The sequence below is a fragment of the Rathayibacter sp. PhB186 genome (genome assembly GCF_003751825.1).
GTDB lineage: Bacteria > Actinomycetota > Actinomycetes > Actinomycetales > Microbacteriaceae > Rathayibacter > Rathayibacter festucae.
Genome location: NZ_RJKO01000008.1, coordinates 167,957 through 194,059 on the forward strand (window position 1 = coordinate 167,957; position 26,103 = coordinate 194,059).

The window sequence follows — 26,103 nt, forward strand, 5'->3', positions numbered from 1 at the left end:
TTCCGGGGTGACGACTCTCGACGATCTCCCCCTTCGCGACGACCTGCGCGGTCAGCAGCCCTACGGCGCTCCGCAGGCCGTCGTGCCCGTGGCCCTCAACGTCAACGAGAACACCCACCCCGTTCCCGACGACGTCATCGCCGACATCGTCGAGCGGGTGTCCGTCGCCCTCCGCACGGTGAACCGCTACCCCGATCGCGAGTTCCGGGAGCTGCGCGACTCCCTGGCCGGCTACCTCGGCCACGGCCTGACCGCCGACTCGATCTGGGCCGCCAACGGCTCGAACGAGGTGCTCCAGCACATCCTGCAGGCCTTCGGCGGCCCCGGACGGTCGCTGCTCGGCTTCTCGCCGACCTACTCGATGTACTCGATCCTCGCCTCGGGCAGTGGCACGCGTTGGATCGGCGTCGAGCGCGAGGCGGAGTTCCGTGTGTCCGCTTCGTACGCCGTCGACGCGGTGCGCCGCGAGCGCCCCGACATCGTCTTCCTCTGCGCGCCGAACAACCCCACCGGAACCCCGCTCGACCTCGAGACGATCGCTGCGGTCTACGACGCGACCGACGGCATCGTCGTCGTCGACGAGGCCTACGCCGAGTTCGCCGGACGCGACGCGCCGACCGCCCTCAGCCTGCTCGAGGGCCGCCCTCGCCTGCTCGTCTCCCGCACGATGAGCAAGGCCTTCGCCTTCGCCGGCGTCCGCCTCGGCTACCTCGCCGCGGACCCCGCCGTCGTCGACGCCCTCCGCCTGGTGCGCCTGCCGTACCACCTCTCCGCACTGACCCAGGCGGCCGCGACCGCGGCGCTCGCCCACGCGGACGAGATGCTCGCGATGGTCGGCGAGATCATCGTCCAGCGCGACCGGATGATCGACGGACTGCGCGAGCTCGGCTACACCCCGCACGAGACCGGCAGCAACTTCGTCCTCTTCGGCGGCGTCGCCGACCCCGGAGCGATGTTCGAGGCGCTCCTCGCCCGCGGCGTCCTGATCCGCGACGTCGGCATCCCGAACCACCTGCGGGTGAGCGCGGGCACCGAGGCCGAGACCACCGCCTTCCTCGAGGCGGTCGCCGCGCTGCCCGCCCCGGCGGCGGACCCCGCGGTCGCCCTGGCCCGCGAGTAGCCGCCCGGAGGGTCGGCGGCCCCCGAATACACTGGAGACCATGACCTCCTCGAGCGCCGCTCCCGGGCGCACCGCCTCCCTCCGTCGTGCCACCAGCGAGTCGAGCATCGAGCTGTCGATCGACCTCGACGGCACCGGTGTCGCGGACCTCTCGACCGGCGTGCCCTTCTTCGACCACCTGCTGACGGCGTTCGCGAAGCACTCGCTGACCGACCTGACCGTCACCGCGACCGGCGACATCGAGATCGACATCCACCACACCGCCGAGGACATCGGCATCGTGCTCGGCACCGCGATCAAGCAGGCGCTCGGCGACAAGGCCGGCATCTCCCGCTTCGGCGACGCCCTCGTGCCGCTCGACGAGGCGCTCGTCCAGGCCGTGGTCGACATCTCCGGCCGCCCCTACCTCGTGCACGGCGGCGAGCCGGAGGGCTTCGCGCTGCACCTGATCGGCGGACACTTCACCGGATCGATGGTCCGCCACGTCTTCGAGGCGATCGCCTTCAACGCCGGCCTGACCGTGCACGTCACCGTGCTCGGCGGGCGCGACCCGCACCACATCGCCGAGGCCGAGTTCAAGGCGTTCGCGCGCGCGTTCCGCCAGGCCAAGGCCTTCGACCCGCTGGTCGCCGGGGTGCCGTCGACGAAGGGCGCGCTGTGAGCGGCGCGCGGCCGTCCGTCGTCGTCTACGACTACGGCTCCGGCAACGTCCACTCGGCCGTCAAGGCGCTCGAGCTCGCCGGCGCCGACGTCGAGCTGACCTCCGACCGCACCCGTGCCCTCGAGGCCGACGGCCTGCTGGTCCCGGGGGTCGGCGCCTTCAGCGCGGTGATGTCGGCGCTGACGGCGGCGCGCGGCGGCGAGATCATCGAGAAGCGCCTCGCCGGCGGCCGCCCGGTGCTCGGCATCTGCGTCGGGATGCAGGTGCTCTTCGAGCGCGGCGTCGAGCGCGGCGTCGAGAGCGAGGGTCTGGGGGAGTGGCCGGGGACGGTCGACCTGCTCCCCGCCGAGGTCGTGCCGCACATGGGCTGGAACACCGTCGCGGTGCCGACCGGCTCGCGGCTGTTCGCCGGCATCGAGGACGAGCGCTTCTACTTCGTGCACTCGTACGGCGCCCGGGAGTGGACGCTGGACGTCATGCCGCCGTTCCCGCGTCCGGCCGTCACCTGGGCCGACCACGGCGGCCTCTTCATCGCCGCGGTGGAGAACGGCCCGCTCTCGGCGACGCAGTTCCACCCCGAGAAGTCCGGCGCCGCGGGCCTGCGCCTGCTCTCGAATTGGCTGGGCGGGCTCCGCACGAACTAGGATCGGCCGGTGGTCGGCGGCTCCGGTGGAGCCGCGGCCGTACCAGCTCCGAGACTGAGGATGACGATGAGCGAGTTCACCAAGGCCCCGGGCCTGGTCCTTCTCCCCGCGATCGACGTGGCCGGCGGCAAGGCCGTCCGCCTGACGCAGGGCGAGGCGGGTACCGAGACGAACTACGGCGACCCGATCGACGCGGCCGGCGACTGGGCCGACCAGGGCGCGGAGTGGATCCACCTCGTCGACCTCGACGCCGCCTTCGGCCGCGGTGACAACCACGGCATCATGAAGAAGGTCATCCGCCAGGTCAAGGGCGTCAACGTCGAGCTCTCCGGCGGCATCCGCGATGACCGCAGCCTGGAGTCCGCGCTCAACGCCGGGGCGAAGCGCATCAACCTCGGCACCGCCGCCCTGGAGAACCCGGAGTGGGCCGCCAGCGTCATCGCGCAGTACGGCGACCAGATCGCCGTCGGCCTCGACGTGCGCGGCACCACCCTCGCGGCCCGCGGCTGGACCAAGGAGGGCGGCGACCTCTGGCAGGTCCTCGAGCGCCTCGAGGAGGCCGGCTGCACCCGCTACGTCGTCACCGACGTCACCAAGGACGGCACCCTCAAGGGCCCGAACCTCGAGCTGCTCGAGCAGGTCATGGCGCGCACCCACCGCCCCGTCATCGCCTCGGGCGGCATCTCCAACCTCGACGACATCGCCGCGCTCCGCGACCTCGTGCCGCAGGGCCTCGAGGGCGCGATCGTCGGCAAGGCGCTCTACGCCGGAGCGTTCACGCTCGCCGAGGCGCTCGACGTCGCCTCCGAGTGACCGGATCGCCCTCGGGTGAGGGCCGGGCGCTCCCCGCGCACCTGACCGATTCGGCAGGGATCCCGTGGGCCGGCCGCCACTTCGAGCAGAGCGCCTCGACGGACGACGACGGCAGCGCGCCCGAGGCCCTGGTCAGGGCCCTTCGCTCGTTCGGCGCCGGCGACGCGGGCCCGGAGGCGGTGGTCGACGCGCTGCGCGTCTCGCGCCTGCTCATCCCCCTGGTCGCGAAGCTCGGCGAGGAGGCTGAGGGGGTCGCCGGCCTGCGCGCCGACAAGTCGCAGGAGCTGTCGATCGTCACGGTCGCCGGTCCGGACGGCCGCACCGTGCTCCCGGTCTTCAGCGACGTCGAGGCGATGCGGCGCTGGGACCGCCTCGCGCGCCCCGTCCCGGTCGACGGCCGGCGCGCGGCGCTGGCCGCGGTGGCGGAGGAGACCGAGCTGATGGTCCTCGACCCCGCCTCGCCGCACGAGTTCGCCGTCCGGCGCCCCGCGCTCTGGGCGATCGCCGAGGGCTCGCCGTGGCGGTCGAGCCCGGCCGATCCGGAGGTCCTCGCCGCGCTGCGTGCGAGCGCCGAGGGGGAGGACGCCGTCGTCTCGCTCGCCGTGCGGCCGGGCGACGCCCGTCAGCGGCTGACGGGACCGGAGCTCGTCATCGTGCTGGAGCTGCGGCCCGGCCTCGACCGCGCGGCGCTCGGCGAGCTGGTCGCGCGCCTGGGCGAGCGCTGGGCCGCCGACGAGATCCTCGCCGCCCGAGTCGACTCGATGACCCTGCAGCTGGCGTCGGCTCCTCCTAGCTGACGCGGGGCCTCCCGACTCAGGTGACCGGGCCGGTCCACTTCTCGCCGGGGCCCTTGCCGATCGGGTCGGCGATCGGCGACGCCTCGCGGAAGGCGAGCTGCAGCGTCCGCAGTCCGTCGCGCAGGCTGCGCGCGTGCATGTCGCTGATGTCGGGGGCACCCGCCGTGACCAGGCCAGCCAGGGCGTTGATCAGCTTGCGCGCCTCGTCGAGGTCGACCTGGGCGCCCGGCTCGTCGGCGAGGCCGCACTTCACGGCGGCGGCGCTCATCAGGTGCACCGCGGTGGTCGTGATGATCTCGACCGCCGGCACCTCGGCGATGTCGCGGGTCGCCTCCACGTCGGAGTCGTCGCCGAACCGTCGGGCGTAGTCGTCGTCGTGCTGAGCCATGGGTCCCTCGTTCGGTGAGTCCGGCGCTCGCGAGGACCCCGAGGCGGTGCTCGAGGGGGCGCTCGCGGGGGAGGGCGAGTGGCGGGCGCCGCCCGCTGCCCTTCCGGCCGGAAGTCTGCTATGGTGATGCGGGCTCCGAGGCATGTCCTCGGTTCGAAAGTGGAGATTCTCCCACCCGCGCTTGACCGCTTCACTAGGTTACCGGGTCAGAAGCACTCCGCCTCCGGCAACGGGGGCAGGGCTGCGGTCCTCGAGACACGTCTCGAGGAGCGCGTCGTAGGGTGCAGCGCAGCGCAGTAGACGCGCTTCGCACAGGGAATCGCCTCTCTCGGGATGCGCCGGACGAAGAATCCGGCCGCAGAGCAGCAACTCACCGAGATCAGAGGAGAAACGCAATCAGCGATCCCCGTACCAACGACCGAATCCGCGTCCCCGAGGTCCGCCTCGTGGGTCCCGCCGGAGAACAGGTCGGCGTCGTGAAAATCGAGGTCGCCCTGCGACTCGCGCAGGACGCAGACCTGGATCTGGTCGAGGTTGCTCCCAACTCCAAGCCTCCCGTCGCCAAGATCATGGACTACGGGAAGTTCAAGTACGAGCAGGCCCAGAAGCTCAAGGAAGCCCGTCGGAACCAGGCGAACACGATCCTCAAGGAGGTCCGTTTCCGCCTGAAGATCGACAAGCACGACTACGAGACCAAGCGCAAGCGCGCCGAGGGCTTCCTGAAGGCCGGCGACAAGGTCAAGGCCATGATCCTGTTCCGCGGTCGCGAGCAGTCCCGCCCCGAGATGGGCGTCCGGCTCCTGCAGCGCTTCGCGGAGGACGTGTCCGAGTTCGGCCAGGTCGAGTCCACCCCGACCATCGACGGTCGCAACATGGTGATGGTCATCGGCCCGCTGAAGAACAAGTCTGAGGCGAAGGCCGAGGCGAACGCCGTCCGCGCCGCTCGTCGCGAGGCCAACACCCCCGAAGAGGAATCGGCCGAGTCCGAATCCGTCTGATACTTCGCCGCCCCGTCCTCGGGGCCGGTGGACGCCCCGCTCGCGGGGCACCAGTTTCGCCCGCCGAGTGCGCGTGCGACGTCGACAAGGAGAGAACATGCCCAAGATGAAGACCCACTCGGGTGCCAAGAAGCGTTTCAAGGTCACGGGCTCCGGCAAGCTCATGAAGCAGCAGGCCGGCATGCGTCACAACCTGGAGTCGAAGTCCAGCGTCCGCACCCGCCGCCTGAACCAGGACCAGGTCCTCGCCCCGCAGGACGCCAAGGTCGCCAAGAAGCTTCTCGGCCTGTAGTCGACCACCGCGGCAGCCCGCTGCCGCCGTAGTCCTCGACAACCGACCCGGATCGTAAGGAAGAAAGAGAAATGGCAAGAGTCAAGAGGGCGGTCAACGCCCACAAGAAGCGTCGCGTCATCCTCGAGCGCGCCAAGGGCTACCGCGGCCAGCGCTCGCGTCTGTACCGCAAGGCCAAGGAGCAGGTCACCCACTCCCTCGTCTACTCGTACCGCGACCGCCGCGCGAAGAAGGGCGAGTTCCGCCGCCTCTGGATCCAGCGCATCAACGCCGCGTCTCGCGCCAACGGCCTGACCTACAACCGCTTCATCCAGGGCCTCGCCCTGGCCGGCATCCAGGTCGACCGCCGCATCCTCGCTGACCTAGCGATCACCGAGCCCGCGACCTTCACCGCCCTCGTGGCGAGCGCGAAGGCCGCACTGCCCGCCGACACCTCGGCCCCGAAGGCCGCGTAGGCCGCAGCACTTCCCCGGAGGGGGTCACGACGAGAGTCGTGGCCCCCTTCGTCGTTCCCGCAGAACCTGGTTCCCGCAGGACCTCGTTCCCGCGGGTCGGCCTTCCTCGCGGGCGACGTGTCGACCGGGCCCCGCGACGGTGCGCCGATAGGCTCGCCGCATGCTCGACAACCCCCGTTCTCCCCGTGTCCGCTCCGTCGCCAAGCTCACCCGGCGTCCGGCACGGCAGGAGTCGGGGCTCTTCCTCCTCGAGGGCCCGCAGGCGATGTCCGAGGCGCTGCGCTACCGGCCCGAGCTGCTGATGGAGTCGTTCGCGACGCCCACCGCGCTCGAGCGCCACCCCGAGATCGTCGCCGCGGCCGAGGAGGCCGAGGTCGAGATCGAGTACGTGACCGAGGACGTCCTCGACTCGATGGCCGACACCGTCACGCCGCAGGGCTTCGTGGCCGTCTGCCGGCAGTTCCCGACCTCGCTCAAGGACGTCGTCGCCTCCGAGCCGCGCCTCGTCGCCGTGCTGGAGGAGGTCCGCGACCCGGGCAACCTCGGCACGATCATCCGCGCGGCCGACGCCGCGGGCGCCGACGCCGTCGTGCTGACGGGCCGCTCGGTCGACCTCTACAACCCCAAGGTCGTCCGCTCGACCACGGGCTCGCTGTTCCACCTGCCCGTCGCGGTCGGCGCCGAGCTGCCCGACGTGCTGCAGCGGCTGCGCTCCGCGGGCCTCCGCGCCGTCGCCGCCGACGTCAAGGGCGAGGGCCTGCTCGACGTGCGCGCCCGGGGCGACCTCGCGCAGCCGACGGTCTGGGTGTTCGGCAACGAGGCCCGCGGCCTCGAGGACGAGTCGCTCGAGCTGATGGACGGCGTCGTGGCCGTGCCGATCTACGGCGCCGCGGAGTCGCTGAACCTCGCCACCGCCGCCTCGGTCTGCCTCTACGAGAGCGCCTTCGCGCTCCGCTCCTGACGACCCGACGCGCACTCGACCTGAGACGTTTCACGCCAGAACTGAGAGAAGACCACCTCGGCATGGTATGAGGCTGGGAGCGAGCCTCGGTTGTTGCGCTCTGGTTAAGAATCCGCTCATGATTTGACCCACCCATGCCCGTGTGATTCTCTGACGGAATGGAAGCACCCTCCCAGGCCGGGCGATCGTCCGCTGCCGCCCGCGAGCCCCTCGTCGTCCTCGACGGGGTCCAGAAGCACTACGGCGAGTTCCAGGCGCTGAAGGACATCGATCTGACGATCAACCGCGGCGAGGTGGTCGTGGTCCTCGGTCCCTCCGGGTCGGGCAAGTCCACGCTCTGCCGCACGATCAACCGCCTGGAGACCATCTCCGACGGCACGATCTCGATCGACGGTCAGACGCTGCCGGAGGAGGGCAAGGGGCTCGCCGCCCTGCGCGCCGATGTCGGCATGGTCTTCCAGTCCTTCAACCTCTTCGCGCACAAGACGATCCTCGAGAACGTCACGCTCGGGCCGATCAAGGTCCGCAAGCTCTCGCGGAAGGCGGCCGAGGCGGAGGCGCAGGCGCTGCTCGACCGCGTCGGCGTCGGGCACCAGGCGGGCAAGACGCCCGCCCAGCTCTCCGGCGGTCAGCAGCAGCGCGTGGCCATCGCCCGCGCCCTCGCGATGAAGCCGAAGGTGATGCTCTTCGACGAGCCGACCTCCGCGCTCGACCCCGAGATGATCAACGAGGTCCTCGACGTGATGGTCGGCCTCGCCGAGGAGGGGATGACGATGATCGTCGTCACCCACGAGATGGGCTTCGCGCGCAAGGCCGCGCACCGCGTCGTCTTCATGTCCGACGGCGAGATCCTCGAGGACACCGATCCCGAGTCGTTCTTCACCGCCCCCCGGACCGACCGGGCCAAGGACTTCCTCTCGAAGCTGATCACCCACTAGGTCTCCGGCGCCGCGGGCGGACCCCGCCTCGGCCGCCGTTCGACAGGTCGCCCCCCGAACCCCGGGGAGCGACCGGACATCGCCCGCTCCAGCGGGCCACACCCCAGGAAGGACGATCATGCGCACCAAGCTCATGTTCATGACCGCGGGACTCGCCGCAGCGGCCCTCACCCTCGCCGGCTGCGCCGGTGACTCCGGAACCGGCGGCGGCTCGGACTCCGGCTCCGAGGGGAGCGGAGCGGCTTACGAGGTCGCCACCGACGTCACCCTCGAGGGCAGCCCCACCTTCGACGCCATGACGGCGAATGGCCGGGTCACCATCGGCGTCAAGGAGGACCAGCCCGGTCTGGGCTACCTCGACGCCGCGACCGGGGAGCGCTCCGGCTTCGACATCGAGATCGCGAAGTGGGTCGCCGCGTCCCTCGGCTTCTCCGCCGACAAGATCGACTACCAGCCGATCCCCTCCGCCAACCGCGAGGCCTCGATCGTGAACGGCGACATCGACTACTACGTCGGCACCTACTCGATCACCGACAAGCGCAAGGAGCAGGTCGGCTTCGCCGGACCGTACTTCGAGACCGGACAGCAGCTGCTGGTCGCCGCGGACAACGACACGATCAAGGGTCCGGAGGATCTCTCGGCCGACACCACCGTGTGCTCCGCGACCGGCTCCACCCCGATCCAGAACATCCGCGCGAACTACCCCGAGGTCCCGCCCGTCGAGTTCGACACCTACTCGCAGTGCGTCGACGCCCTGGCCGACGGTCAGGTCGACGCGGTCACCACCGACGGCGCGATCCTGATCGGCTACGCGGCGCAGAAGCCCGACGAGCTCAAGGTCGTCGGCGAGCCCTTCAGCACCGAGCTCTACGGCATCGGCCTCGCGAAGGACGACACAGCACTGCGCGGCTTCATCAACGAGATGCTGACCGACGGCGGTGACACCTGGAGCGCGATCTACGACGAGACCCTCGGCCAGTCCGGCACCACGGTCGAGCAGCCCGCAGTCGACGCCTACTAGGCCGACACCCCTGAGGAGTCCCGGGGCGGCGCGTCGCGCACCGCCCCGGGACCTCCTCTGCCCCGCGCCGCACCGGCGACCGCTTCCACCTCCCCGATGAAAGGGCACGCAGCATGGATGTTCTCCTGAACAACCTCGACGTGTTCGTCCCCGCGTTCGGCAACACCCTGCTGCTGTTCGTCGTGTCGCTCGGCTTCGCTCTCCTCCTCGGCACCGTGGTCGGAGCGATGCGCGTCTCGCCCGTCCCGATCGCGCGAGCGGTCGGCACCGTCTACGTCAACACCATCCGCAACACGCCGCTGACGCTGCTGATGTTCTTCTTCGCCTTCGGGTATCCGAAGCTCGACCTGCCGGACGTCGGCTACACGAACCTCGCCATCACTGCGCTGAGCATCTACACCGCGACCTACGTCGCCGAGGTGCTCCGCTCCGGCATCAACACCGTGCCGATCGGCCAGGCCGAGGCGGCCCGCGCGATCGGCCTCGACTTCGGGCTCACGATGACCCAGGTGGTGCTGCCGCAGGCGTTCCGCTCGGTCATCCCGCCGCTGATGAGCGTGCTGATCGCGCTCCTCAAGAACACCACCGTCGCCGCCGGCTTCTCGGTCGCCGAGGCCGGGACGATCGTCCGCGTGCTCAACGAGCGCGGCGAGAACAGCCTCATCGTCGTGCTCTGGGTGGCGCTCGCCTTCGTGATCCTCGTCACCGGGCTCTCCCTCCTCCAACGCCAGCTCGAGAAGAAGTGGAGGGTCGCCCGATGAGCTCCGTCCTCTTCGACAACCCCGGACCCCGTGCGGTCGCCCGCAACCGCGTCATCGGCGCCGTCGTCCTGCTCGTCCTCGTCGCTCTGCTGGCCTTCGTGCTCTGGCGCTTCGCCGAGTCCGGGCAGTTCTCCGCGGCCAAGTGGCGTGCCTTCGGCTACCCGCTGGTCTGGCAGAGCATCGGCGCGGCTCTCGGGCAGACGCTCGCCGCCTTCGCCACCGCCGGCGTCGCGAGCATCGTGCTCGGCCTGCTGCTGGCGATCGGCCGCCTCTCCGACCGCCGCTGGATCAACATCCCGGTCACGCTCTTCATCGAGCTGTTCCGCGCGATCCCGGTCCTCATCCTGATGATGCTGATGTACTACGGGCTCCCGTTCGTCGGGCTCAAGCTCACGCCGTACCTCGCCGTGGTCATCGCACTGACGCTCTACAACGGCTCCGTCTTCTCCGAGATCTTCCGCGCCGGCATCGAGGCCCTCCCGCGCGGCCAGAAGGAGGCGGGCTACGCGATCGGCCTGCGCAAGGCGGGCGTCATGCGCCTCATCCTCTTCCCGCAGGCGATCCGCTCGATGCTGCCCGTGATCATCGCCCAGCTCGTCGTCGCCCTCAAGGACACGGCGCTCGGCTCGATCATCACCTACAACGAGCTGCTCTACTACGCCCGCTACCTCGGCAACCAGCCGAGCCTGGACAGCCCGATCATCCCCGCCGCCATCGTGGTCGGCGCCATCTACATCGGCATCTGCCTGATCCTCTCCGGCATCGCCAAGTGGGTCGAGATCCGCACCAAGACCGGCGGCCGCAAGGGCACCGGCCACCCGGCCGCCCGCGCAACGACTGACACGGCACTGATCGCCGCCCAGGACTGAACCCGATGGTGGGGATCGCCTGCGGCGACCCCCACCGCGGTCGGCCACCGACGCGGTCGCATTGGGAAGAGCGTCGTGCGTCCGGCTAGCGCGAATCGCTCGTACGCGATTCACGCGTTCGCCTCGGGGCGGGCGGCGATCTGCAGGGCTCCTGTCCGATAACCGTGGTCCGCGTCGCTCTTGCATGCTGGTCGAGTAGCCCCGCAGGGGCGTATCGAGACCCACCGCTCCGCGAGGAGGACTGGCGGCAGCCCGTCCTTGTCGAGACGAATCTCCGAGGAACGATCACCTAGCCCGCAGAGGAAAGCCATGCTGATCGAGTAGCCCGCAAAGCGGGCGTATCGAGATCCACCATCGTCAAAAGGCGAGTCTGCAGACCGCCCATGCTGGCAACGGCGGGTCTCGATACGCCCCTGCGGGGCTACTCGACCAACATGACGCGGCGCAGTTGCGTCCTTTCCCTCACCACCGAAACGCGAAGCGGCTTCCCCGCTCGATACGCCGGCCGCGCCGGCGGGCGAGCGCGTCCGCCCGCCGCAGCGAGCGGGCCGCGCGAGGCATCCCTACACTGGGGGATCGTGTCTGACAGCAACCCGATCACCGACGAGGCCGTCTCGGCGGCGACCGCGGAGGCGCTCACCGCGATCCGCGCGGCCGCCGATTCCGCCGCCCTGAAGGCGGCCCGCACCGCCCACCTCGGCGAGGGCTCGGCCCTCGCCCGACTGAACGCGCTGATGCGCTCCGTGCCGCCGGAGTTCAAGGCGGCGTCCGGCAAGCTCGTGGGCGGTGCCCGCAAGCAGGTCGGTGACGCGTACGCCGAGCGCGAGGCGGAGCTGGTCGAGGCAGAGCAGGCCGCGGCGCTCGACGCCGAGCGCGTCGACGTCACCGCCGGCGCGAGCTTCGTGCGCCAGGGCGCCCGCCACCCGCTCTCGCTCCTCCAGGAGTCGATCGCCGACGTCTTCGTCGGCATGGGCTGGGAGATCGCGGAGGGGCCGGAGCTCGAGAACGAGTGGTTCAACTTCGACGCGCTGAACTTCGACGAGGACCACCCGGCCCGCGCGATGCAGGACACCTTCTTCGTCGACCCGGTCGAGTCGCACCTCGTGCTGCGCACCCACACCTCGCCGGTGCAGATCCGCTCGATGCTCGAGCGCACCCCGCCGATCTACGTGATCGCGCCCGGCCGCGTCTACCGCACCGACGAGCTCGACGCCACGCACACCCCTGTCTTCACGCAGTTCGAGGGCCTCGCCGTCGACCGCGGCCTGACGATGGCGCACCTGCGCGGCACCCTCGAGCACGTCGCCCGCCTCCTGTTCGGCGACGAGGCGAAGATCCGCCTGCGCCCCAACTACTTCCCCTTCACCGAGCCGAGCGCCGAGCTCGACATCTGGCACCCGACCTTCGTCGGCGGTGCCCGCTGGATCGAGTGGGGCGGCTGCGGAATGGTGAACCCGAACGTCCTGCGCTCGGTCGGCATCGACCCGGACGAGTACTCCGGCTTCGCCTTCGGGATGGGGATCGAGCGGACCCTGATGTTCCGCAACGACGTGAAGGACATGCGCGACATGGTCGAGGGCGACGTCCGCTTCAGCAAGCAGTACGGGATGGTGATCTGATGCGCATCCCGCTGAGCTGGCTGGGTGAGTACGTCGACCTCGAGCAGGGCGTCACGACCGAGGCCGTGCACGCGGCCCTGGTGTCGGTCGGCCTGGAGGAGGAGGACGTCCACCGCTTCGAGGTCTCCGGCCCCGTCGTGGTGGGCGAGGTCCTCGACCTCGTGCCCGAGCCGCAGAAGAACGGCAAGACCATCAACTGGTGCACCGTCCGCGTCGCGCCCGAGGGGGAGCGCGCGGCCGACGGCGGCGACGACGTCCGCGGCATCGTCTGCGGAGCGCACAACTTCGCCGCCGGTGACAAGGTCGTGGTCTCGCTGCCCGGCGCCGTGCTGCCCGGGCCGTTCCCGATCTCGGCGCGGAAGACCTACGGGCACGTGTCCGACGGGATGATCGCGTCCACCCGTGAGCTCGGCCTCGGCGACGACCACGAGGGCATCCTCCGGCTGGCGAGCCTCGGCATCGACCCCGAGGTCGGCACCGACGCGATCGCGCTCCTCGGGCTGGACGACGCCGCCGTCGAGGTCAACGTGACTCCGGACCGCGGCTACGCCTTCTCGATCCGCGGCATCGCCCGCGAGTACGCCCACGCGACGGGCGCCGACTTCCGCGACCCCGCGCTGGCGATCACCGCGCCCGAGCGGCTCGACTCCGCCCCCGTCTTCCCCGTCGCGGTCGAGGACGAGGCGCCGATCCGCGGCCGCGTCGGCTCGTCCGTCTTCGTGACCCGGGTGGTGCGCGGCATCGACCCGTCGCTGCCGACCCCGCCGTGGATGATCGCGCGCCTGCGCCTGGCCGGCGTGCGCTCGATCTCGCTGGTCGTCGACATCACCAACTACGTCATGTTCGAGCTCGGGCAGCCGCTGCACGGCTACGACCTCGAGCGCCTGGAGGGCGGCATCGTCGTACGCCGCGCTCGTGCCGGCGAGACGCTCGAGACGCTCGACGGCCAGACCCGCCGCCTGCACCACGAGGACCTGCTGATCACCGACGACGGCGGGCCGATCGGGCTCGCCGGCGTGATGGGCGGTGCCCGCACCGAGATCACGGACACCACCGCCGACGTCCTGATCGAGGCCGCGAACTTCGATCCGGTCTCGATCGCCCGCACGGCCCGCCGGCACAAGCTGCCGAGCGAGGCCTCGCGACGCTTCGAGCGCGGCGTGGACCCGCTGGTCGCACCGGTCGCCGCCGCGCGCGCGGTGCAGCTGCTGGTCGAGCTCGCGGGCGGCACCGCCGACGAGCTCGGCTCGGTCCTCGCTGACGCGGCCACGGCTGCGGCGATCGAGCTGCCCGACGGCTACATCTCCGGCCTGATCGGCCTCGAGTACACGCCCGAGGAGATCCGCGGCGCCCTGGTCGAGATCGGCGCGAGCGTCGAGGCCGGGGGAGCGGGCCTGCTCGTCACCCCGCCGAGCTGGCGGCCCGACCTGACCGACCGCTCGACCCTCGCGGAGGAGGTCGCCCGGATCACCGGGTACGACCGCATCCCGTCGATCCTCCCCGTCGCGCCTCCCGGTCGCGGCCTCACGCCCGGTCAGCGCCTGCGCCGGACGGTCGCGCAGTCGCTGGCGGCCGCCGGGCTCACCGAGGTGCTGTCCTACCCGTTCCTCTCCCGCTCGATCAACGACCGCTTCGGCTCCGTCGACGGCGAGCCGGTGCAGCAGGTCTCGCTGGCGAACCCGCTGGACGCGACCGCGGGACAGCTGCGGCTCTCCCTCCTCCCCGGACTCGTGCAGGTCGCGGCCCGCAACCGCTCGCGCGGTCTCGTCGACCTGGCCGTCTACGAGATGGGCTCGGTCTTCCTGCCGCAGGGCGACCGCCCGTTCGGCTCCGAGGGGCTGCCCCTCGCCGGCGTGCGTCCGTCCGCGGAGATCGAGGCGGCGCTGAACGCGGGGATCCCGCGGCAGCCGCTGCACGTGGCCGCGCTGCTGACGGGCTCGGCGCTCGAGCGTCAGCCCGGAGTGGCCGCGCGCGACTTCGACTGGCGCGACGCGCTCGACGTCGTCCGCGACGTCGCGGCCGCCTCGGGCGTGCAGCTGGAGATCCGGCAGGGCTCGCACGCCGCCCTGCACCCGGGCCGCACGGCCGAGGTGCTGCTGGACGGTGCCGTGGTCGGCCACGCCGGCGAGCTGCTCCCGTCGCTCGCCGACGACCTCGACCTGCCGCACCGCGTGGCGGTGGTGGAGCTCGACCTCGATCCGCTGATCGCCCGCGCCGGCCGCCTCGTGGTGGCGCGCCCGGTCGGGGCGCTGCCCGCCGCGACGCAGGACCTCTCGCTGGTCGTGCCCGTGGCCGTGCCGGCGGCCGACCTGCAGGCCGCCGTCGCCGAGGGCGCCGGCGAGCTGCTCGAGGCGATCCGCCTGGTCGACGACTACCGCGGTGCGGGCGTCCCCGAGGGCTCGAAGTCGCTGACCTTCGCGCTGCGCTTCCGTGCCGCCGACCGGACGCTCACCGCCGCCGAGGCCAGCGCGGCGAAGGAGAGCGGCACCGCGCTCGCCGCCGAGCGCTTCGGCGCGAGCCCGCGCGAGTGAGCGGGCGGCCGCCGGCTCCGGTCGGCGGCCGCCCGCGGCGACCGGGCCAGGGCGGGTCCCGCCAGCGACTAGGCTCTCGGGCATGACTTTTTCCGTGGCGGTGGCCGGAGCGAGCGGGTACGCGGGCGGCGAGCTGCTCCGCCTGCTCGCCGATCACCCCGAGTTCGAGGTGCGCACGGTCACGGCGCACTCGAACGCCGGCCAGCCCCTCGCCGCGGTGCAGCCGCACCTGCGCTCACTGCGCCACCTCGAGCTCGTCGACACGACGACCGAGAACCTGGCGGGCCACGACGTCGTCTTCCTCGCCCTGCCGCACGGCAAGTCCGGCGAGATCACGGCGACGCTCCCCGACGACGTGCTCGTCGTCGACTGCGGCGCCGACCACCGGCTGACCGACGAGCAGGACTGGGCCGACTACTACGGCGGCGAGTTCGCCGGCGCCTGGCCCTACGGGCTGCCCGAGCTGATGCTGCCCGGCACCGGCAGGCAGCGCGACGTACTCGCGGGCGTCCGCCGCATCGCGGTGCCCGGCTGCAACGTCACCGCGATCACGCTCGGCCTCGCGCCGGGACTGCACGCCGGAGTGATCGAGGCCGCCGACCTGGTCTCGGTCCTCGCCGTCGGCCCGTCCGGGGCGGGCAAGGGCCTGCGGACCGATCTGCTCGCGAGCGAGCTGCTCGGCTCGGCGCACGCCTACGGCATCGGCGGCGGGCACCGCCACAACCCGGAGATCCGGCAGAACCTCGCGCTCGCCGGCGCCGGTCCCGTCTCGATCTCGTTCACCCCGATCCTGGTGCCGATGTCGCGGGGCATCCTCGCGACCTCGACCGCTCGGCTCACGCCGGGCGTGTCCGCGCGGGAGGTGCGCGCCGCGTGGGAGTCGGCCTACGCCGACGAGCCCTTCGTCCAGCTGCTGCCGGAGGGGACCTTCCCGCGCACGGCCGACACCGTCGGCGCGAACACGGCGCTGATCGGGGTCGCCGTGGACGAGCGCGCCCGCCGCGTCGTGGTGGTCACGGCGCTCGACAACCTGGTCAAGGGCACCGCCGGCGCCGCGATCCAGTCGACCAACATCGCCCTCGGTCTCCCGGAGACCCTCGGCCTGAGCACGAACGGAGTCGCGCCGTGAGCATCACCGCCGCAGCAGGATTCGCCGCGGCCGGCGTCGTCGCCGGTCTCAAGTCGACCGGCGCCCGCGACCTCGCCCTCGTGCACAACCTCGGCCCGCTGCAGAACGCCGCGACGGTCTTCACCAGCAACCGCTGCAAGGCGAACCCGGTGCTCTGGAGCGAGCAGGTCATGCGCGACGGCGTCGTCTCGGCGATCGTCCTCAACTCCGGCGGCGCCAACTGCTACACCGGCGCCGCGGGCTTCCAGGTCACCCACGCGACGGCCGAGGCCGTCGGCGGGAGCCTGGGCGTCTCAGCCGGCGACGTGCTCGTCTGCTCCACCGGTCTCATCGGCGATCAGCTCGACCTCGGCAAGCTGACGGCCGGGGTGACCGAGGCGTCGGCGGCTCTTCCGGGCGCGACCGGTCCGGAGGCGGGCGAGGACGCGGCCCGCGCGATCATGACGACCGACACCGTGCCCAAGCAGGCGACCGTCCGCTCCGAGCAGGGCTGGACCGTCGGCGGCATGGCCAAGGGCGCGGGGATGCTCGCTCCCGGGCTGGCGACGATGCTCGTCGTGATCACCACCGACGCGGTCCTCGACTCCTCCGAGCTCGACACCGCGCTGCGGGCGGCGACCCGGGTCACCTTCGACCGACTCGACTCGGACGGCTGCATGTCGACCAACGACACCGTGGCGCTGCTGGCGAGCGGCGCGAGCGGGGTGCGCCCCGAGGCGGCCGACTTCACCGCCGCGCTCACCGACGTCTGCCGCGATCTCACGCTCCAGCTCCAGGCCGATGCCGAGGGCGCCGCGCACGACGTCGCGATCCGGGTGCTGAACGCCGCGACCGAGGACGAGGCCGTCGTCGTCGCCCGCGCGGTCTCGCGGAGCAACCTCTTCAAGGCCGCGATCTTCGGCAACGACCCCAACTGGGGCCGGGTGCTGGCCGCGGTCGGCACCACCGATGCGCAGTTCGACCCCTACGGCATCGACGTGGCGATGAACGGCGTGCAGGTCTGCCGGGCCGGCGAGCCCGACGCGAGCCGCGACCTGGTCGACCTCGCCCCGCGCAAGGTCTCGGTCGACATCGATCTGCACGCCGGCGACGCCACGGCGACGATCTGGACCAACGACCTCACCCACGACTACGTCCACGAGAACTCGGCGTACTCCAGCTGATGGCCGACGAGAATCCGAGGGCCTCCGAGAACCCGGTGAGCACCGGGGACCCCACCGACGCCGAGACGCTCGCGCTGCGCGATGCCGTGGCCGTCAAGGCCGGCACCCTGATCGAGTCGCTGCCCTGGCTGCAGCGGTTCCACGGCAGGACGATGGTGATCAAGTTCGGCGGCAACGCCATGGTGTCGGAGGAGCTCCAGCGCGCCTTCGCGCAGGACATCGTCTACCTGCACTACGCGGGCATCCGCCCCGTCGTCGTGCACGGCGGCGGTCCGCAGATCTCCGCGATGCTCGACCGGCTCGGAATCGCCAGCGAGTTCCGCGGCGGCTACCGGGTGACCAGCCCCGAGGCGATGGACGTCGTGCGGATGGTGCTCACCGGCAGCATCAGCCGCGACATCGTCCGGCGCATCAACGAGTACGGGCCGCTGGCAGCCGGCATCTCCGGCGAGGACGCGGGCCTCTTCGTCGGCCGCCGGCGCGGCGTGGTCCTGGACGGGGTCGAGCACGACCTCGGCCTGGTCGGCGACGTGATCTCCGTGGACCCCGCGGCCGTCCTCGCCCAGCTCGACGCCGGCCGCATCCCGGTCGTCTCCTCGATCGCGCCCGACTCCGACGACCCGACGCAGTCGCTCAACGTCAACGCCGACGCCGCCGCGGCCGCGCTCGCCGTCGCCGTCGGCGCGGAGAAGCTCGTGATCCTCACCGACGTCCCCGGTCTCTACGCCGACTGGCCCGACCGCGACTCGCTCGTCTCGCACATCGCGTCCGACGAGCTCGCGGCGCTGCTGCCGTCGCTCGAGTCGGGGATGATCCCCAAGATGACGGCCTGCCTCGATGCGGTCCGCGGCGGCGTGCCGAAGGCCGCGATCATCGACGGCCGCGTCCCGCACTCGATGCTGCTCGAGGTCTTCACCTCCGAGGGCGTCGGCACCGAGGTCGTCGCCTCGGCCGACCCCCGCGACCGGGAGCGAACGTCGGGCCGCTGACCACCAGCGGCCCCGGCTCCGAGCGCCGCCCCGACGGGGTGCGCGCACCGACGGCCCTCCCGGCCGGTCCGCTTCTGCTCGAAAGGCTCGACATGTCCACCGATACCGCTCCCGGCGTCCCCGCGCCCGAGGTCCCCGCCTCCGATCCCGCACCCGTCTCCGCCCGTACCGCGGAGGCCCGCGACCGCTACGCCGCCGCGATGATGCAGACCTTCGCCGCTCCGCTCGCCGTCCTCGAGCGCGGCGAGGGCTGCCGGGTCTGGGACGTCGACGGCCGCGAGTACCTCGACTTCCTCGGCGGGATCGCGGTGAACTCGCTCGGCCACGCGCACCCGGTCTTCGTCGAGGCCGTGAGCCGCCAGGCCGGCGCGCTCGCGCACGTCTCCAACTACTTCGCCACCGCTCCGCAGATCCGGCTGGCCGAGAAGCTCCGCGAGCTCACCGGCGCGGGCGAGGCGGGCCGCGTCTACTTCGCGAACTCCGGCACCGAGGCGAACGAGGCGGCCTTCAAGCTCGCCCGCCTGCACGCGGCCGGCGGCCGGCATCGGATCCTGGCGCTGCAGAACGCCTTCCACGGTCGCACGATGGGCGCCCTCGCGATGACCGGCAAGGCCGCGATGCGCGCGCCGTTCGAGCCGATGCCCGGTGGAGTCGAGCACATCGAGGCGACGGTCGAGGCCCTCGAGGCCGCGATCGACGAGTCGGTCGCCGCGCTGATCGTCGAGCCGATCCAGGGTGAGGCGGGCGTGATCCCGCTGCCGGACGGCTTCCTCGAGCGGGCGCGGGAGCTGACCCGGGAGCGGGGCGCCCTGCTGATCGTCGACGAGATCCAGACCGGCATCGGCCGCACCGGCAGCTGGTTCGCCTACCAGCGGGCCGGCATCCTGCCCGATGCGATCACCCTCGCCAAGGGACTCGGCGGCGGCTTCCCCGTCGGAGCCCTGGTCACCTTCGGCGCGGCCTCCGAGCTGCTGCAGAAGGGCCACCACGGCAGCACCTTCGGCGGCAACCCGCTCGCGACCGCGGTCGCCGGCGCGGTGATCGGCGAGATCGAGCGCGCCGACCTGCTCCGGAACGCCCGGGAGCGCGGGGCGCAGCTGACCGCGGGTGTGCTCGGCCTCGGCTCACCGCTGATCGCCGGCGTGCGTGGCGCCGGTCTCCTGCTCGGCATCGCGCTCAGCGAGCCCGTCGCCGCCCGGCTCGCCGCGGCCGCCATGGCGGAGGGACTCATCGTCAACGCGCCGAACGAGTCCAGCATCCGGATCGCTCCGCCCCTCATCATCACCGCCGCCGACGTCGACGAGTTCGTCGCCCGCTTCGGCCGCGCGGTGCAGGCGCTCGACGCCTGAACGACCCGACCTCCTTCCCCGATCGAAAGCGAACCGCAGCCGTGACCCGCCACTTCCTCCGCGACGACGACATCACCCCCGCCGAGCAGGCCGAGATCCTCGATCTCGCCCTGGAGCTCAAGCGCGACCGCTTCTCGCGGACGCCGCTCGCCGGCCCGCAGACCGTCGCGGTCATCTTCGACAAGTCCTCCACCCGCACCCGGGTGTCCTTCGCCGTCGGCATCGCCGATCTCGGCGGCAGCCCGCTGATCATCTCGACGGCGAGCAGCCAGCTCGGCGGCAAGGAGACCGCCTCCGACACCGCGCGCGTGCTCGAGCGCCAGGTCGCGGCCATCGTCTGGCGCACCTACGCGCAGTCCGGGCTGGAGGAGATGGCGGCGGGCACCCGCGTCCCCGTCGTCAACGCGCTCTCGGACGAGTTCCACCCGTGCCAGCTGCTCGCCGACCTGCTGACGATCCGCGAGCACCGCGGCCGCCTCGCCGGCCTCACGCTGACCTTCTTCGGCGACGGCGCGAGCAACATGGCGCACTCCTACCTGCTGGCCGGCGCGACGGCGGGGATGCACGTCCGGATCGTCTCGCCCGCGGACTACGCTCCCGCTCCGGCCGTGCTCGCGGACGCCCAGCGCATCGCCGCCACCACCGGCGGCTCGGCCACCACCACGACCGACCCGGCCGCGGGCGCCGCCGGCTCGGACATCGTGATCACCGACACCTGGGTGTCGATGGGCAAGGAGGAGGAGAAGGCCGCGCGGGTCGCCACCTTCCGCGACTACCGCGTCGACTCGGGCACGATGGCGGCCGCCGCGTCCGACGCGCTCTTCCTGCACTGCCTCCCGGCCGACCGCGGCTACGAGGTGACCGCCGACGTGATCGACGGCCCGCAGAGCGTGATCTGGGACGAGGCGGAGAACCGCCTGCACGCCCAGAAGGCCCTGCTGGTCTGGCTCCTCGAGCGCGCCGGCACGCCCGACGCCGCTCAGTAGACTCGACAGCCGACCCCGAGGAGAACCATGACGGAACGACCCTCCGCCCGCGCGGGCGAGGCCGGCGCACTCTGGGGAGGCCGGTTCGCCGGCGGCCCGTCGCCCGAGCTGGCCGCGCTCTCGAAGTCGACGCACTTCGACTGGCAGCTCGCCGAGTACGACATCGCCGGCTCCCGCGCGCACGCCCGGGCCCTCGCGACCGCCGGCTACCTCGACGACGCCGAGCTGACCCGGATGCTCGACGCGCTCGAGCGCCTGCGCTCGGCGGTGGTCGAGGGCCGCTTCACCGCGGACGACGCCGACGAGGACGTGCACGGCGCACTCGAGCGCGGCCTGATGCTCGAGGCGGGCCCGGAGCTCGGCGGCAAGCTGCGCGCCGGGCGCTCGCGCAACGACCAGATCGCGACCTTCGTGCGGATGTACCTCCGCGACCACGCCGCCGTCATCGCCGAGCTGGTGGTGCAGCTGATCGACGCGATCGCCGCCCAGGCCTCCGCCCACCCGGCGGCGATCATGCCCGGCCGCACCCACCTGCAGCACGCGCAGCCGGTGCTGCTCGCTCACCACCTGCTCGCGCACGCCTGGGCGCTGCTGCGCGACCTCGAGCGGCTGCGCGACTGGGCGGTCCGCGCCGACGTGTCGCCGTACGGCTCCGGTGCCCTCGCCGGCTCGACCCTCGGGCTCGACGCCGAGGCGGTCGCCCGCGAGCTCGGCTTCGCCACGAGCGTGCCCAACTCGATCGACGGCACCGCGAGCCGCGATCTCGTCGCCGAGTTCGCCTTCGTCAGCGCGATGATCGGCTTCGACGTCTCGCGGATCGCGGAGGAGATCATCCTCTGGAACACGCGCGAGTTCGCCTTCGTCACCCTCGACGACGGCTACTCGACCGGGTCGTCGATCATGCCGCAGAAGAAGAACCCCGACATCGCCGAGCTCGCGCGCGGCAAGGCGGGTCGGCTGCTCGGCAACCTGACGGGCCTGCTCGCGACACTGAAGGCGCTCCCGCTCGCGTACAACCGCGACCTGCAGGAGGACAAGGAGCCGGTCTTCGACTCGGTGACCACGCTCGAGGTGCTCCTCCCCGCCTTCAGCGGGATGATCGCGACGCTGACCTTCCACACCGAGCGGATGGCCGAGCTCGCCCCGCAGGGCTTCTCGCTCGCGACCGACGTCGCGGAATGGCTGGTCAAGAAGCACGTGCCGTTCCGCGACGCGCACGAGATCACCGGAGAGCTGGTCAAGCTCGCCGAGACCCGGGGCCTCGGTCTCGAGGACCTCGACGACGAGGCGCTGCGCTCGGTGTCGCCGCTGCTGACGCCCGACGTCCGCTCGGTGCTCAGCATCGAGGGCTCGGTCGCCAGCCGCGACGGGGTCGGCGGCACCGCACCCGACCGGGTGGCGGAGCAGCTCGCGCAGCTGACCGAGCGCGTGCGCGTCGTCCGGTCCGCCCTCCGCGGGGACGCGTCGTGACGCTCCAGGGCCCGCCCGGCGACGACGGCCGTCCGCCGCTGCCGCCGTGGCAGCAGCGGACCCTCGTCATCGTCGCGGGCGTCGTGATCATCGCGGTGATCATCGTCACCGTGGTCTCGGGCCAGAGCTTCTTCTAGGGATGCCGGAGCCGATCGACCTGTCGCGCTCGGCCGTCGAGGTCGCTCCCGATCTGCTCGGAGCGGTGCTGCTGCACCGCACCGACGAGGGCGTCGTCGGCGTCCGGCTGACCGAGGTCGAGGCCTACCTCGGACTCGGCGAGGACCCGGGTTCGCACGCGCACCGGCGCCGGTCGCCGCGGAACGCGCCGATGTTCGGGGAGCCGGGGACGGTCTACGCGTACTTCACCTACGGCATGCACACCTGCGTCAACCTGGTCTGCTCCCCGGCGGGCACGGCCTCCGCGGTGCTGCTCCGCGCGGGCGAGATCGTGGCGGGGGAGGAGCTGGCGCTGCTCCGACGAGGACCGGTCCGCCCGAGGGACCTCGCCCGCGGTCCGGCGCGGCTCGCCAAGGCGCTGGGGGTGACCCTCGCGGAGTCGGGCGATCCGATGGCTCTCTCCTTCGAGTTGCTGCCGCGCGAGTCGCCGGTGCCGATCGAGTCGTCCGCCCGGACCGGGGTCTCCGGCGAGGGCGGCGACGCCGCCTTCCCCTGGCGGTTCCTCATCGCTGGCGACCCGACCGTCTCGCCGTACCGGCGCGCGGTGGCGCGTCGTCGCCCGGAGACGGGCGGCGGTCAGCCCGCCAGGTAGAGCCGCGCGAGGATCCCGAGCGCCGCGGACCAGGCGAGGCTGGCGAGCGTGCCGATGATGAAGCGCTCGCGTGCTTCCGGGGACGCCAGCTCACTGAAGCGGCCGACGCCCTTGACGGCGACGATCACGGCGACGCCCTCCGGCAGACCGCTGAGCAGGGCGCCCGCGGTGGCGATCCGCTCGAGCACGCCGATGGTGGTGCCGCCGCGCAGCACCTCGATCGGCTGGCCGATCGCGGTCGGAGCGACCCCGGGGGTCCCGGGACGCTGAGCGGCGGCGATCATGATGCCGCCGTGTGCGCCGCTACGGGAGTCGGTGGTCGCGAGATCGAGGGTGAGCAGGACCACCGGCCCGCCGCCGAGGACCGCGAGTGCGAAGGCGAGCACCACGACGGCGAGAGCGAGCGCCGGGGGAGCGGAGGCGCCGGCCACGCCGGTCAGCAGGAAGGCGGCGGCCGCGGCGCCGATGCTGATCCAGCCGAGCGAGGGGCGGCGCAGGCGCACCGCGAGGACGGCGCCCGCGACTCCGGCGAGGAGCACCAGGAGCACGCCGGTCCAGGAGGCGGACTGCGCGGCGACGGCGAAGGTCTCGGGCAGTGCGGTGCGGAGTGCCGTCATCGGGGTGTCCTCTCGGAAGCGGAAGCGGAAGCGGAAGGGTCGCTGGTCTCCGTGGAGCCGTGCGCCGACGGGTCGGCGCTCGCCGCCGCGTCGGGGTCGAGCGTACGGTCGACCACCGTCAGCAGCCGGGCGAGGGCGTCCCGTGCCGGTCCGTCGGCGCGCGCGCTCGCGGTCCGCACCCGGAGGCTGACCGCCTGGGGGGAGACGGCGAGACGCTCGGCCGCCTCCTTCTGCGAGAGCCCCGCATCCAGGAGGTCGACGATCTCCCAGCCGGCCGGGGTCCGCGAGTCCCGGAGGTGGAGCAGCGGATCGAACAGAGCCTGGACGTCGCCGACCGAGGGGAAGGCGTCGTCGGGGGAGCCGTGGCCGGACGGATCGGAGCCGGAGGCATCGGGATCGAGGGAGAAGCGGGTCGCCCGTCCCTTCGCCGCCTCGACCGCGCGTCGCGCCGCGAAGTACGCCGCTCCGCGGGCGGCGCGGGTGGTCCGGGGCAGCGGCCGCTCGATCGCGCCGATGCCGAGGCCGATGCTCCAGCGCCCGGAGCGGTGGAGTGCGAGGACCACGGAGACGACGGCCTCGGCGCGGTCGAGCACGAACTGGAACTCGTCGCCCGCGGTGCGCTCGGGAGGGAGCACGAAGGACGACTCCTCCGATTCGAGCAGAGCGGCGATCGCCTGCTCGACCCGGTCGTCGTCGTGACGACTGTCGCGCTGATCGGCGGTGATGACGAACACGATGACCTCCTCGATCAAGTATCAGGGCTTGATGCCGTGCGATCAAGCTTCCGGACTTGATCACGCGCCGGGCGAGCCGCCGGCCTCGCGCTACCCTGGACGGGTGACCGATCAGGACTCCCGCGGATCCGCGACCATGCCGTCGCTCGATCCCTCGTTCGAGAACGTCTGGGACGAGCTCCTCTGGCGTGGCGCGATCCACGTGTCGACCGACGCGGCAGCGCTGCGCGAGCTCCTCGCCGGAGACCCGATCACCTACTACTGCGGCTTCGACCCGACCGCGCCGAGCCTGCACCTGGGCAACCTGGTCCAGCTGATCGTCCTCCGCCGGCTCCAGCTCGCCGGGCACCGGCCCCTCGGTCTCGTCGGCGGATCGACCGGGCTCATCGGCGACCCGCGGCCGACGGCGGAGCGGACGCTCAACTCCCGCGAGACGGTGGTCGAGTGGGTGTCCCGCCTGCAGGCGCAGGTGTCGCGGTTCCTGTCGACCGAGGGGGAGAACCCGCTGCGGCTGGTGAACAACCTGGACTGGACGGCGCCGCTGTCGGCGATCGACTTCCTCCGGGAGATCGGCAAGCACTTCCGCGTGGGCACGATGCTCAAGAAGGACGCGGTCAGTGCCCGCCTGAACTCCGATGCGGGGATCAGCTACACCGAGTTCAGCTACCAGATCCTGCAGGGGCTGGACTACCTCGAGCTCTACCGCCAGTACGGCTGCGTCCTGCAGACGGGTGGCAGCGACCAGTGGGGCAACCTCACCAGCGGGACCGATCTGATCCACCGGACGGAGGGGGTGTCGGTGCACGCCATCGGGACGCCGCTGGTCATGAACTCCGACGGGACGAAGTTCGGCAAGAGCGAGGGCAACGCCGTCTGGCTCGACCCGTCGCTCACCAGCCCGTACGCGTTCTACCAGTTCTGGCTCAACACCGACGACCGCGACGTGGCGGCCCGGCTGAAGACCTTCACCTACCTGCCGCGCACGGAGATCGAGCGGCTCGAGCAGGCGAGTGTGGAAGCACCGTTCAAGCGCGAGGCGCAGCGCGCGCTCGCGAGCGAGGTCACCGTCCTCGTGCACGGGGAGGCGGTGACGGCCTCGGTGATCGCGGCCTCCTCGGCGCTCTTCGGTCGCGGGTCGCTGGAGGGCATCGACTCGGGGATCCTGCGGGGAGCGCTGCAGGCGGTGACGACGGTCGAGGCGACCGCGGCGACTCCGGTGGTGCAGGCGTTCGTGGAGGCCGGGCTCGTCGCGAGCCTCGGCGAGGCCCGCCGGGCGATCGGCCAGGGCGGGCTCTCGGTGAACAACACCGCGGTGTCGGACGACGCCGCCGTGCTCGGCGACCTCCCGCTGATCGACGGGATCGCGGTGCTGCGCCGCGGCAAGAAGAGCTTCGCCGGCGCCTTCGTCTCCTGACGCGGACGCGGTCCGCCACGAGAGGAGCCCGGATCGCGACACGCCCGGGCGACGAGCGATTTGCAGGGCCGCGAAACCTCGACGTAATGTAACTCCTCGTCAGCCCAAAGGAGCGGACAGCGAGAGTCGGATGCAGAGCATCGTGACCCGCCGGCCCCCCTCAAGCGATGACCATCCCCTCGCTCTCAAGCCTGTTAGAGATTCGTCTCTTGATGGCGGCGGATCGCGAGCGTAAGATGCAAAGCCTCCGCGGGACCCAGGTCCTCGGCTTCGGTGCACGGCCTCGGCTGCGCACGATGACGGCGAGACGATCTCCGGATCCGACGCCGAGCATCACGAAGACGCCGACTTGACACGGCCTGCGGATGTGCTAAGTTAGTCGAGTTGCCACGGAGGCGATCGGGACTTCGGTTCTGATAAGCGTACCCGGTCTCGGCGACATGAACAAATCGAACGGCCCGTCTGAATCATGCCGGCTTTCGATACAACATCTTCGATCACTTCCGTTGTGAAGCACCTCTTCAGGTGTGGAGGCGGGATGTGTCCGATTCTTGAGAACTCAACAGCGTGCACTATGTTCAATGCCAAATTTATAACCCCGTCCGGGTCTTGTGA

At 71.8% G+C, this 26,103-nt stretch carries 27 protein-coding genes; 24 read left to right on the forward strand and 3 right to left on the reverse strand.

The annotated features are described in order from the left end of the window. Positions 1-7: 7 nt before the first annotated feature. The 5 genes from EDF45_RS17730 to EDF45_RS17750 all read left to right on the forward strand — a co-directional run bounded on the left by EDF45_RS17730 (position 8) and on the right by EDF45_RS17750 (position 4,035). Positions 8-1,120 carry a histidinol-phosphate transaminase gene (locus EDF45_RS17730; protein ID WP_123737179.1) on the forward strand — a complete coding sequence of 371 codons (1,113 nt, stop codon included), beginning with the start codon at positions 8-10 and terminating at the stop codon, positions 1,118-1,120. Positions 1,121-1,160: 40 nt separating this feature from the next. Further along, a complete protein-coding gene (gene hisB, locus EDF45_RS17735; RefSeq protein ID WP_123737178.1) occupies positions 1,161-1,781 on the forward strand; it encodes an imidazoleglycerol-phosphate dehydratase HisB in 621 nt (206 codons plus the stop codon). After that, on the forward strand, positions 1,778-2,425 hold the full coding sequence (gene hisH, locus EDF45_RS17740; RefSeq protein ID WP_123737177.1) for an imidazole glycerol phosphate synthase subunit HisH: 648 nt from the start codon (positions 1,778-1,780) through the stop codon (positions 2,423-2,425). The genes hisB and hisH overlap by 4 nt, the downstream gene beginning before the upstream one ends. Positions 2,426-2,491: 66 nt before the next feature. Further along, positions 2,492-3,238, forward strand: a complete 747-nt coding sequence (gene priA, locus EDF45_RS17745; protein WP_123705565.1) for a bifunctional 1-(5-phosphoribosyl)-5-((5-phosphoribosylamino)methylideneamino)imidazole-4-carboxamide isomerase/phosphoribosylanthranilate isomerase PriA — start codon at positions 2,492-2,494, stop codon at positions 3,236-3,238. Then, positions 3,235-4,035 (forward strand): SseB family protein, encoded by an 801-nt coding sequence (locus EDF45_RS17750; protein ID WP_260312258.1) that lies wholly within the window; start codon positions 3,235-3,237, stop codon positions 4,033-4,035. The genes priA and EDF45_RS17750 overlap by 4 nt, the downstream gene beginning before the upstream one ends. A gap of 16 nt (positions 4,036-4,051) precedes the next feature. Here the strand turns inward: EDF45_RS17750 and EDF45_RS17755 are convergent, their stop codons facing one another. Then, the gene (locus EDF45_RS17755) at positions 4,052-4,423 is read right to left on the reverse strand and encodes a DUF1844 domain-containing protein (protein WP_123737176.1); all 372 of its coding nucleotides are present in this window, start codon (positions 4,421-4,423) and stop codon (positions 4,052-4,054) included. Between the two features lie 395 nt (positions 4,424-4,818). Between EDF45_RS17755 and infC the strand changes: the two genes are divergently transcribed. The 18 genes from infC (at position 4,819) to EDF45_RS17840 (ending at position 22,723) form a co-directional block, all read left to right on the forward strand. Continuing rightward, positions 4,819-5,421: a translation initiation factor IF-3 gene (gene infC / locus EDF45_RS17760; protein WP_123444546.1), complete on the forward strand. Its 603-nt coding sequence runs from the start codon at positions 4,819-4,821 to the stop codon at positions 5,419-5,421. 97 nt (positions 5,422-5,518) lie between these two features. Then, a complete protein-coding gene (gene rpmI, locus EDF45_RS17765; protein WP_056042364.1) occupies positions 5,519-5,713 on the forward strand; it encodes a 50S ribosomal protein L35 in 195 nt (64 codons plus the stop codon). Positions 5,714-5,784: 71 nt separating this feature from the next. Next, positions 5,785-6,168, forward strand: coding sequence for a 50S ribosomal protein L20 (gene rplT / locus EDF45_RS17770; protein WP_123444519.1), 384 nt, complete (start codon positions 5,785-5,787; stop codon positions 6,166-6,168). Positions 6,169-6,328: 160 nt separating this feature from the next. Further along, entirely contained in the window at positions 6,329-7,129 is an 801-nt protein-coding gene (locus EDF45_RS17775; RefSeq protein ID WP_123444518.1) for an RNA methyltransferase, read from the forward strand. A gap of 158 nt (positions 7,130-7,287) precedes the next feature. Next, a complete protein-coding gene (locus EDF45_RS17780) occupies positions 7,288-8,067 on the forward strand; it encodes an amino acid ABC transporter ATP-binding protein (RefSeq protein WP_123737175.1) in 780 nt (259 codons plus the stop codon). Positions 8,068-8,185: 118 nt separating this feature from the next. Continuing rightward, positions 8,186-9,088 carry a glutamate ABC transporter substrate-binding protein gene (locus EDF45_RS17785; protein ID WP_123737174.1) on the forward strand — a complete coding sequence of 301 codons (903 nt, stop codon included), beginning with the start codon at positions 8,186-8,188 and terminating at the stop codon, positions 9,086-9,088. A gap of 113 nt (positions 9,089-9,201) precedes the next feature. After that, positions 9,202-9,849, forward strand: coding sequence for an amino acid ABC transporter permease (locus tag EDF45_RS17790; RefSeq protein ID WP_123737173.1), 648 nt, complete (start codon positions 9,202-9,204; stop codon positions 9,847-9,849). Further along, entirely contained in the window at positions 9,846-10,718 is an 873-nt protein-coding gene (locus EDF45_RS17795) for an amino acid ABC transporter permease (RefSeq protein WP_123737298.1), read from the forward strand. The genes EDF45_RS17790 and EDF45_RS17795 overlap by 4 nt, the downstream gene beginning before the upstream one ends. A gap of 578 nt (positions 10,719-11,296) precedes the next feature. Then, positions 11,297-12,337, forward strand: a complete 1,041-nt coding sequence (gene pheS / locus EDF45_RS17800) for a phenylalanine--tRNA ligase subunit alpha (protein WP_123444514.1) — start codon at positions 11,297-11,299, stop codon at positions 12,335-12,337. Continuing rightward, positions 12,337-14,868: a phenylalanine--tRNA ligase subunit beta gene (pheT, locus tag EDF45_RS17805; RefSeq protein WP_123737172.1), complete on the forward strand. Its 2,532-nt coding sequence runs from the start codon at positions 12,337-12,339 to the stop codon at positions 14,866-14,868. The genes pheS and pheT overlap by 1 nt, the downstream gene beginning before the upstream one ends. An 82-nt stretch (positions 14,869-14,950) precedes the next feature. Further along, the gene (gene argC / locus EDF45_RS17810) at positions 14,951-15,997 is read left to right on the forward strand and encodes an N-acetyl-gamma-glutamyl-phosphate reductase (RefSeq protein ID WP_123737171.1); all 1,047 of its coding nucleotides are present in this window, start codon (positions 14,951-14,953) and stop codon (positions 15,995-15,997) included. Then, on the forward strand, positions 15,994-17,160 hold the full coding sequence (gene argJ / locus EDF45_RS17815; RefSeq protein WP_123737170.1) for a bifunctional glutamate N-acetyltransferase/amino-acid acetyltransferase ArgJ: 1,167 nt from the start codon (positions 15,994-15,996) through the stop codon (positions 17,158-17,160). The genes argC and argJ overlap by 4 nt, the downstream gene beginning before the upstream one ends. A 35-nt stretch (positions 17,161-17,195) precedes the next feature. After that, entirely contained in the window at positions 17,196-18,149 is a 954-nt protein-coding gene (gene argB / locus EDF45_RS17820; protein WP_374206650.1) for an acetylglutamate kinase, read from the forward strand. Positions 18,150-18,241: 92 nt separating this feature from the next. Next, complete coding sequence (locus EDF45_RS17825; protein WP_123737168.1) at positions 18,242-19,498, forward strand: acetylornithine transaminase; 1,257 nt, start codon at positions 18,242-18,244, stop codon at positions 19,496-19,498. Between the two features lie 41 nt (positions 19,499-19,539). Further along, complete coding sequence (gene argF, locus EDF45_RS17830) at positions 19,540-20,484, forward strand: ornithine carbamoyltransferase (RefSeq protein WP_123737167.1); 945 nt, start codon at positions 19,540-19,542, stop codon at positions 20,482-20,484. 27 nt (positions 20,485-20,511) lie between these two features. Continuing rightward, positions 20,512-21,954 (forward strand): argininosuccinate lyase, encoded by a 1,443-nt coding sequence (argH, locus tag EDF45_RS17835; RefSeq protein ID WP_123737166.1) that lies wholly within the window; start codon positions 20,512-20,514, stop codon positions 21,952-21,954. Further along, on the forward strand, positions 21,951-22,091 hold the full coding sequence (locus EDF45_RS21420; RefSeq protein ID WP_165909213.1) for a hypothetical protein: 141 nt from the start codon (positions 21,951-21,953) through the stop codon (positions 22,089-22,091). Before argH ends, EDF45_RS21420 begins: the two co-directional genes overlap by 4 nt. Before the next feature lie 2 nt (positions 22,092-22,093). Then, positions 22,094-22,723: a DNA-3-methyladenine glycosylase gene (locus tag EDF45_RS17840; RefSeq protein WP_123737165.1), complete on the forward strand. Its 630-nt coding sequence runs from the start codon at positions 22,094-22,096 to the stop codon at positions 22,721-22,723. Here the strand turns inward: EDF45_RS17840 and EDF45_RS17845 are convergent. Together EDF45_RS17845 and EDF45_RS17850 are read right to left on the reverse strand one after the other, a co-directional pair. Next, the gene (locus EDF45_RS17845) at positions 22,708-23,340 is read right to left on the reverse strand and encodes a hypothetical protein (RefSeq protein ID WP_260312256.1); all 633 of its coding nucleotides are present in this window, start codon (positions 23,338-23,340) and stop codon (positions 22,708-22,710) included. The genes EDF45_RS17840 and EDF45_RS17845 overlap by 16 nt on opposite strands. Next, a complete protein-coding gene (locus tag EDF45_RS17850; protein WP_185020252.1) occupies positions 23,337-24,074 on the reverse strand; it encodes a DNA-binding protein in 738 nt (245 codons plus the stop codon). The genes EDF45_RS17845 and EDF45_RS17850 overlap by 4 nt, the downstream gene beginning before the upstream one ends. 136 nt (positions 24,075-24,210) lie before the next feature. Here EDF45_RS17850 and tyrS point away from each other — a divergent pair, with 136 nt between their 5' ends. Next, positions 24,211-25,488 carry a tyrosine--tRNA ligase gene (tyrS, locus tag EDF45_RS17855; protein ID WP_123737296.1) on the forward strand — a complete coding sequence of 426 codons (1,278 nt, stop codon included), beginning with the start codon at positions 24,211-24,213 and terminating at the stop codon, positions 25,486-25,488. The last annotated feature ends 615 nt before the right edge of the window (positions 25,489-26,103 follow it).

Bases quoted from the DNA above. Each gene is read 5' to 3' on its own strand.
- hisB (WP_123737178.1), top strand. From the start codon at position 1,161: ATGACCTCCTCGAGCGCCGCTCCCGGGCGCACCGCCTCCCTCCGTCGT.
- priA (WP_123705565.1), top strand. From the start codon at position 2,492: ATGAGCGAGTTCACCAAGGCCCCGGGCCTGGTCCTTCTCCCCGCGATC.
- EDF45_RS17755 (WP_123737176.1), bottom strand. From the start codon at position 4,423: ATGGCTCAGCACGACGACGACTACGCCCGACGGTTCGGCGACGACTCC.
- rpmI (WP_056042364.1), top strand. From the start codon at position 5,519: ATGCCCAAGATGAAGACCCACTCGGGTGCCAAGAAGCGTTTCAAGGTC.
- rplT (WP_123444519.1), top strand. From the start codon at position 5,785: ATGGCAAGAGTCAAGAGGGCGGTCAACGCCCACAAGAAGCGTCGCGTC.
- EDF45_RS17775 (WP_123444518.1), top strand. From the start codon at position 6,329: ATGCTCGACAACCCCCGTTCTCCCCGTGTCCGCTCCGTCGCCAAGCTC.
- EDF45_RS17780 (WP_123737175.1), top strand. From the start codon at position 7,288: ATGGAAGCACCCTCCCAGGCCGGGCGATCGTCCGCTGCCGCCCGCGAG.
- EDF45_RS17785 (WP_123737174.1), top strand. From the start codon at position 8,186: ATGCGCACCAAGCTCATGTTCATGACCGCGGGACTCGCCGCAGCGGCC.
- EDF45_RS17790 (WP_123737173.1), top strand. From the start codon at position 9,202: ATGGATGTTCTCCTGAACAACCTCGACGTGTTCGTCCCCGCGTTCGGC.
- EDF45_RS17795 (WP_123737298.1), top strand. From the start codon at position 9,846: ATGAGCTCCGTCCTCTTCGACAACCCCGGACCCCGTGCGGTCGCCCGC.
- pheT (WP_123737172.1), top strand. From the start codon at position 12,337: ATGCGCATCCCGCTGAGCTGGCTGGGTGAGTACGTCGACCTCGAGCAG.
- argC (WP_123737171.1), top strand. From the start codon at position 14,951: ATGACTTTTTCCGTGGCGGTGGCCGGAGCGAGCGGGTACGCGGGCGGC.
- EDF45_RS17825 (WP_123737168.1), top strand. From the start codon at position 18,242: ATGTCCACCGATACCGCTCCCGGCGTCCCCGCGCCCGAGGTCCCCGCC.
- argH (WP_123737166.1), top strand. From the start codon at position 20,512: ATGACGGAACGACCCTCCGCCCGCGCGGGCGAGGCCGGCGCACTCTGG.
- EDF45_RS17840 (WP_123737165.1), top strand. From the start codon at position 22,094: ATGCCGGAGCCGATCGACCTGTCGCGCTCGGCCGTCGAGGTCGCTCCC.
- EDF45_RS17845 (WP_260312256.1), bottom strand. From the start codon at position 23,340: ATGACGGCACTCCGCACCGCACTGCCCGAGACCTTCGCCGTCGCCGCG.
- tyrS (WP_123737296.1), top strand. From the start codon at position 24,211: ATGCCGTCGCTCGATCCCTCGTTCGAGAACGTCTGGGACGAGCTCCTC.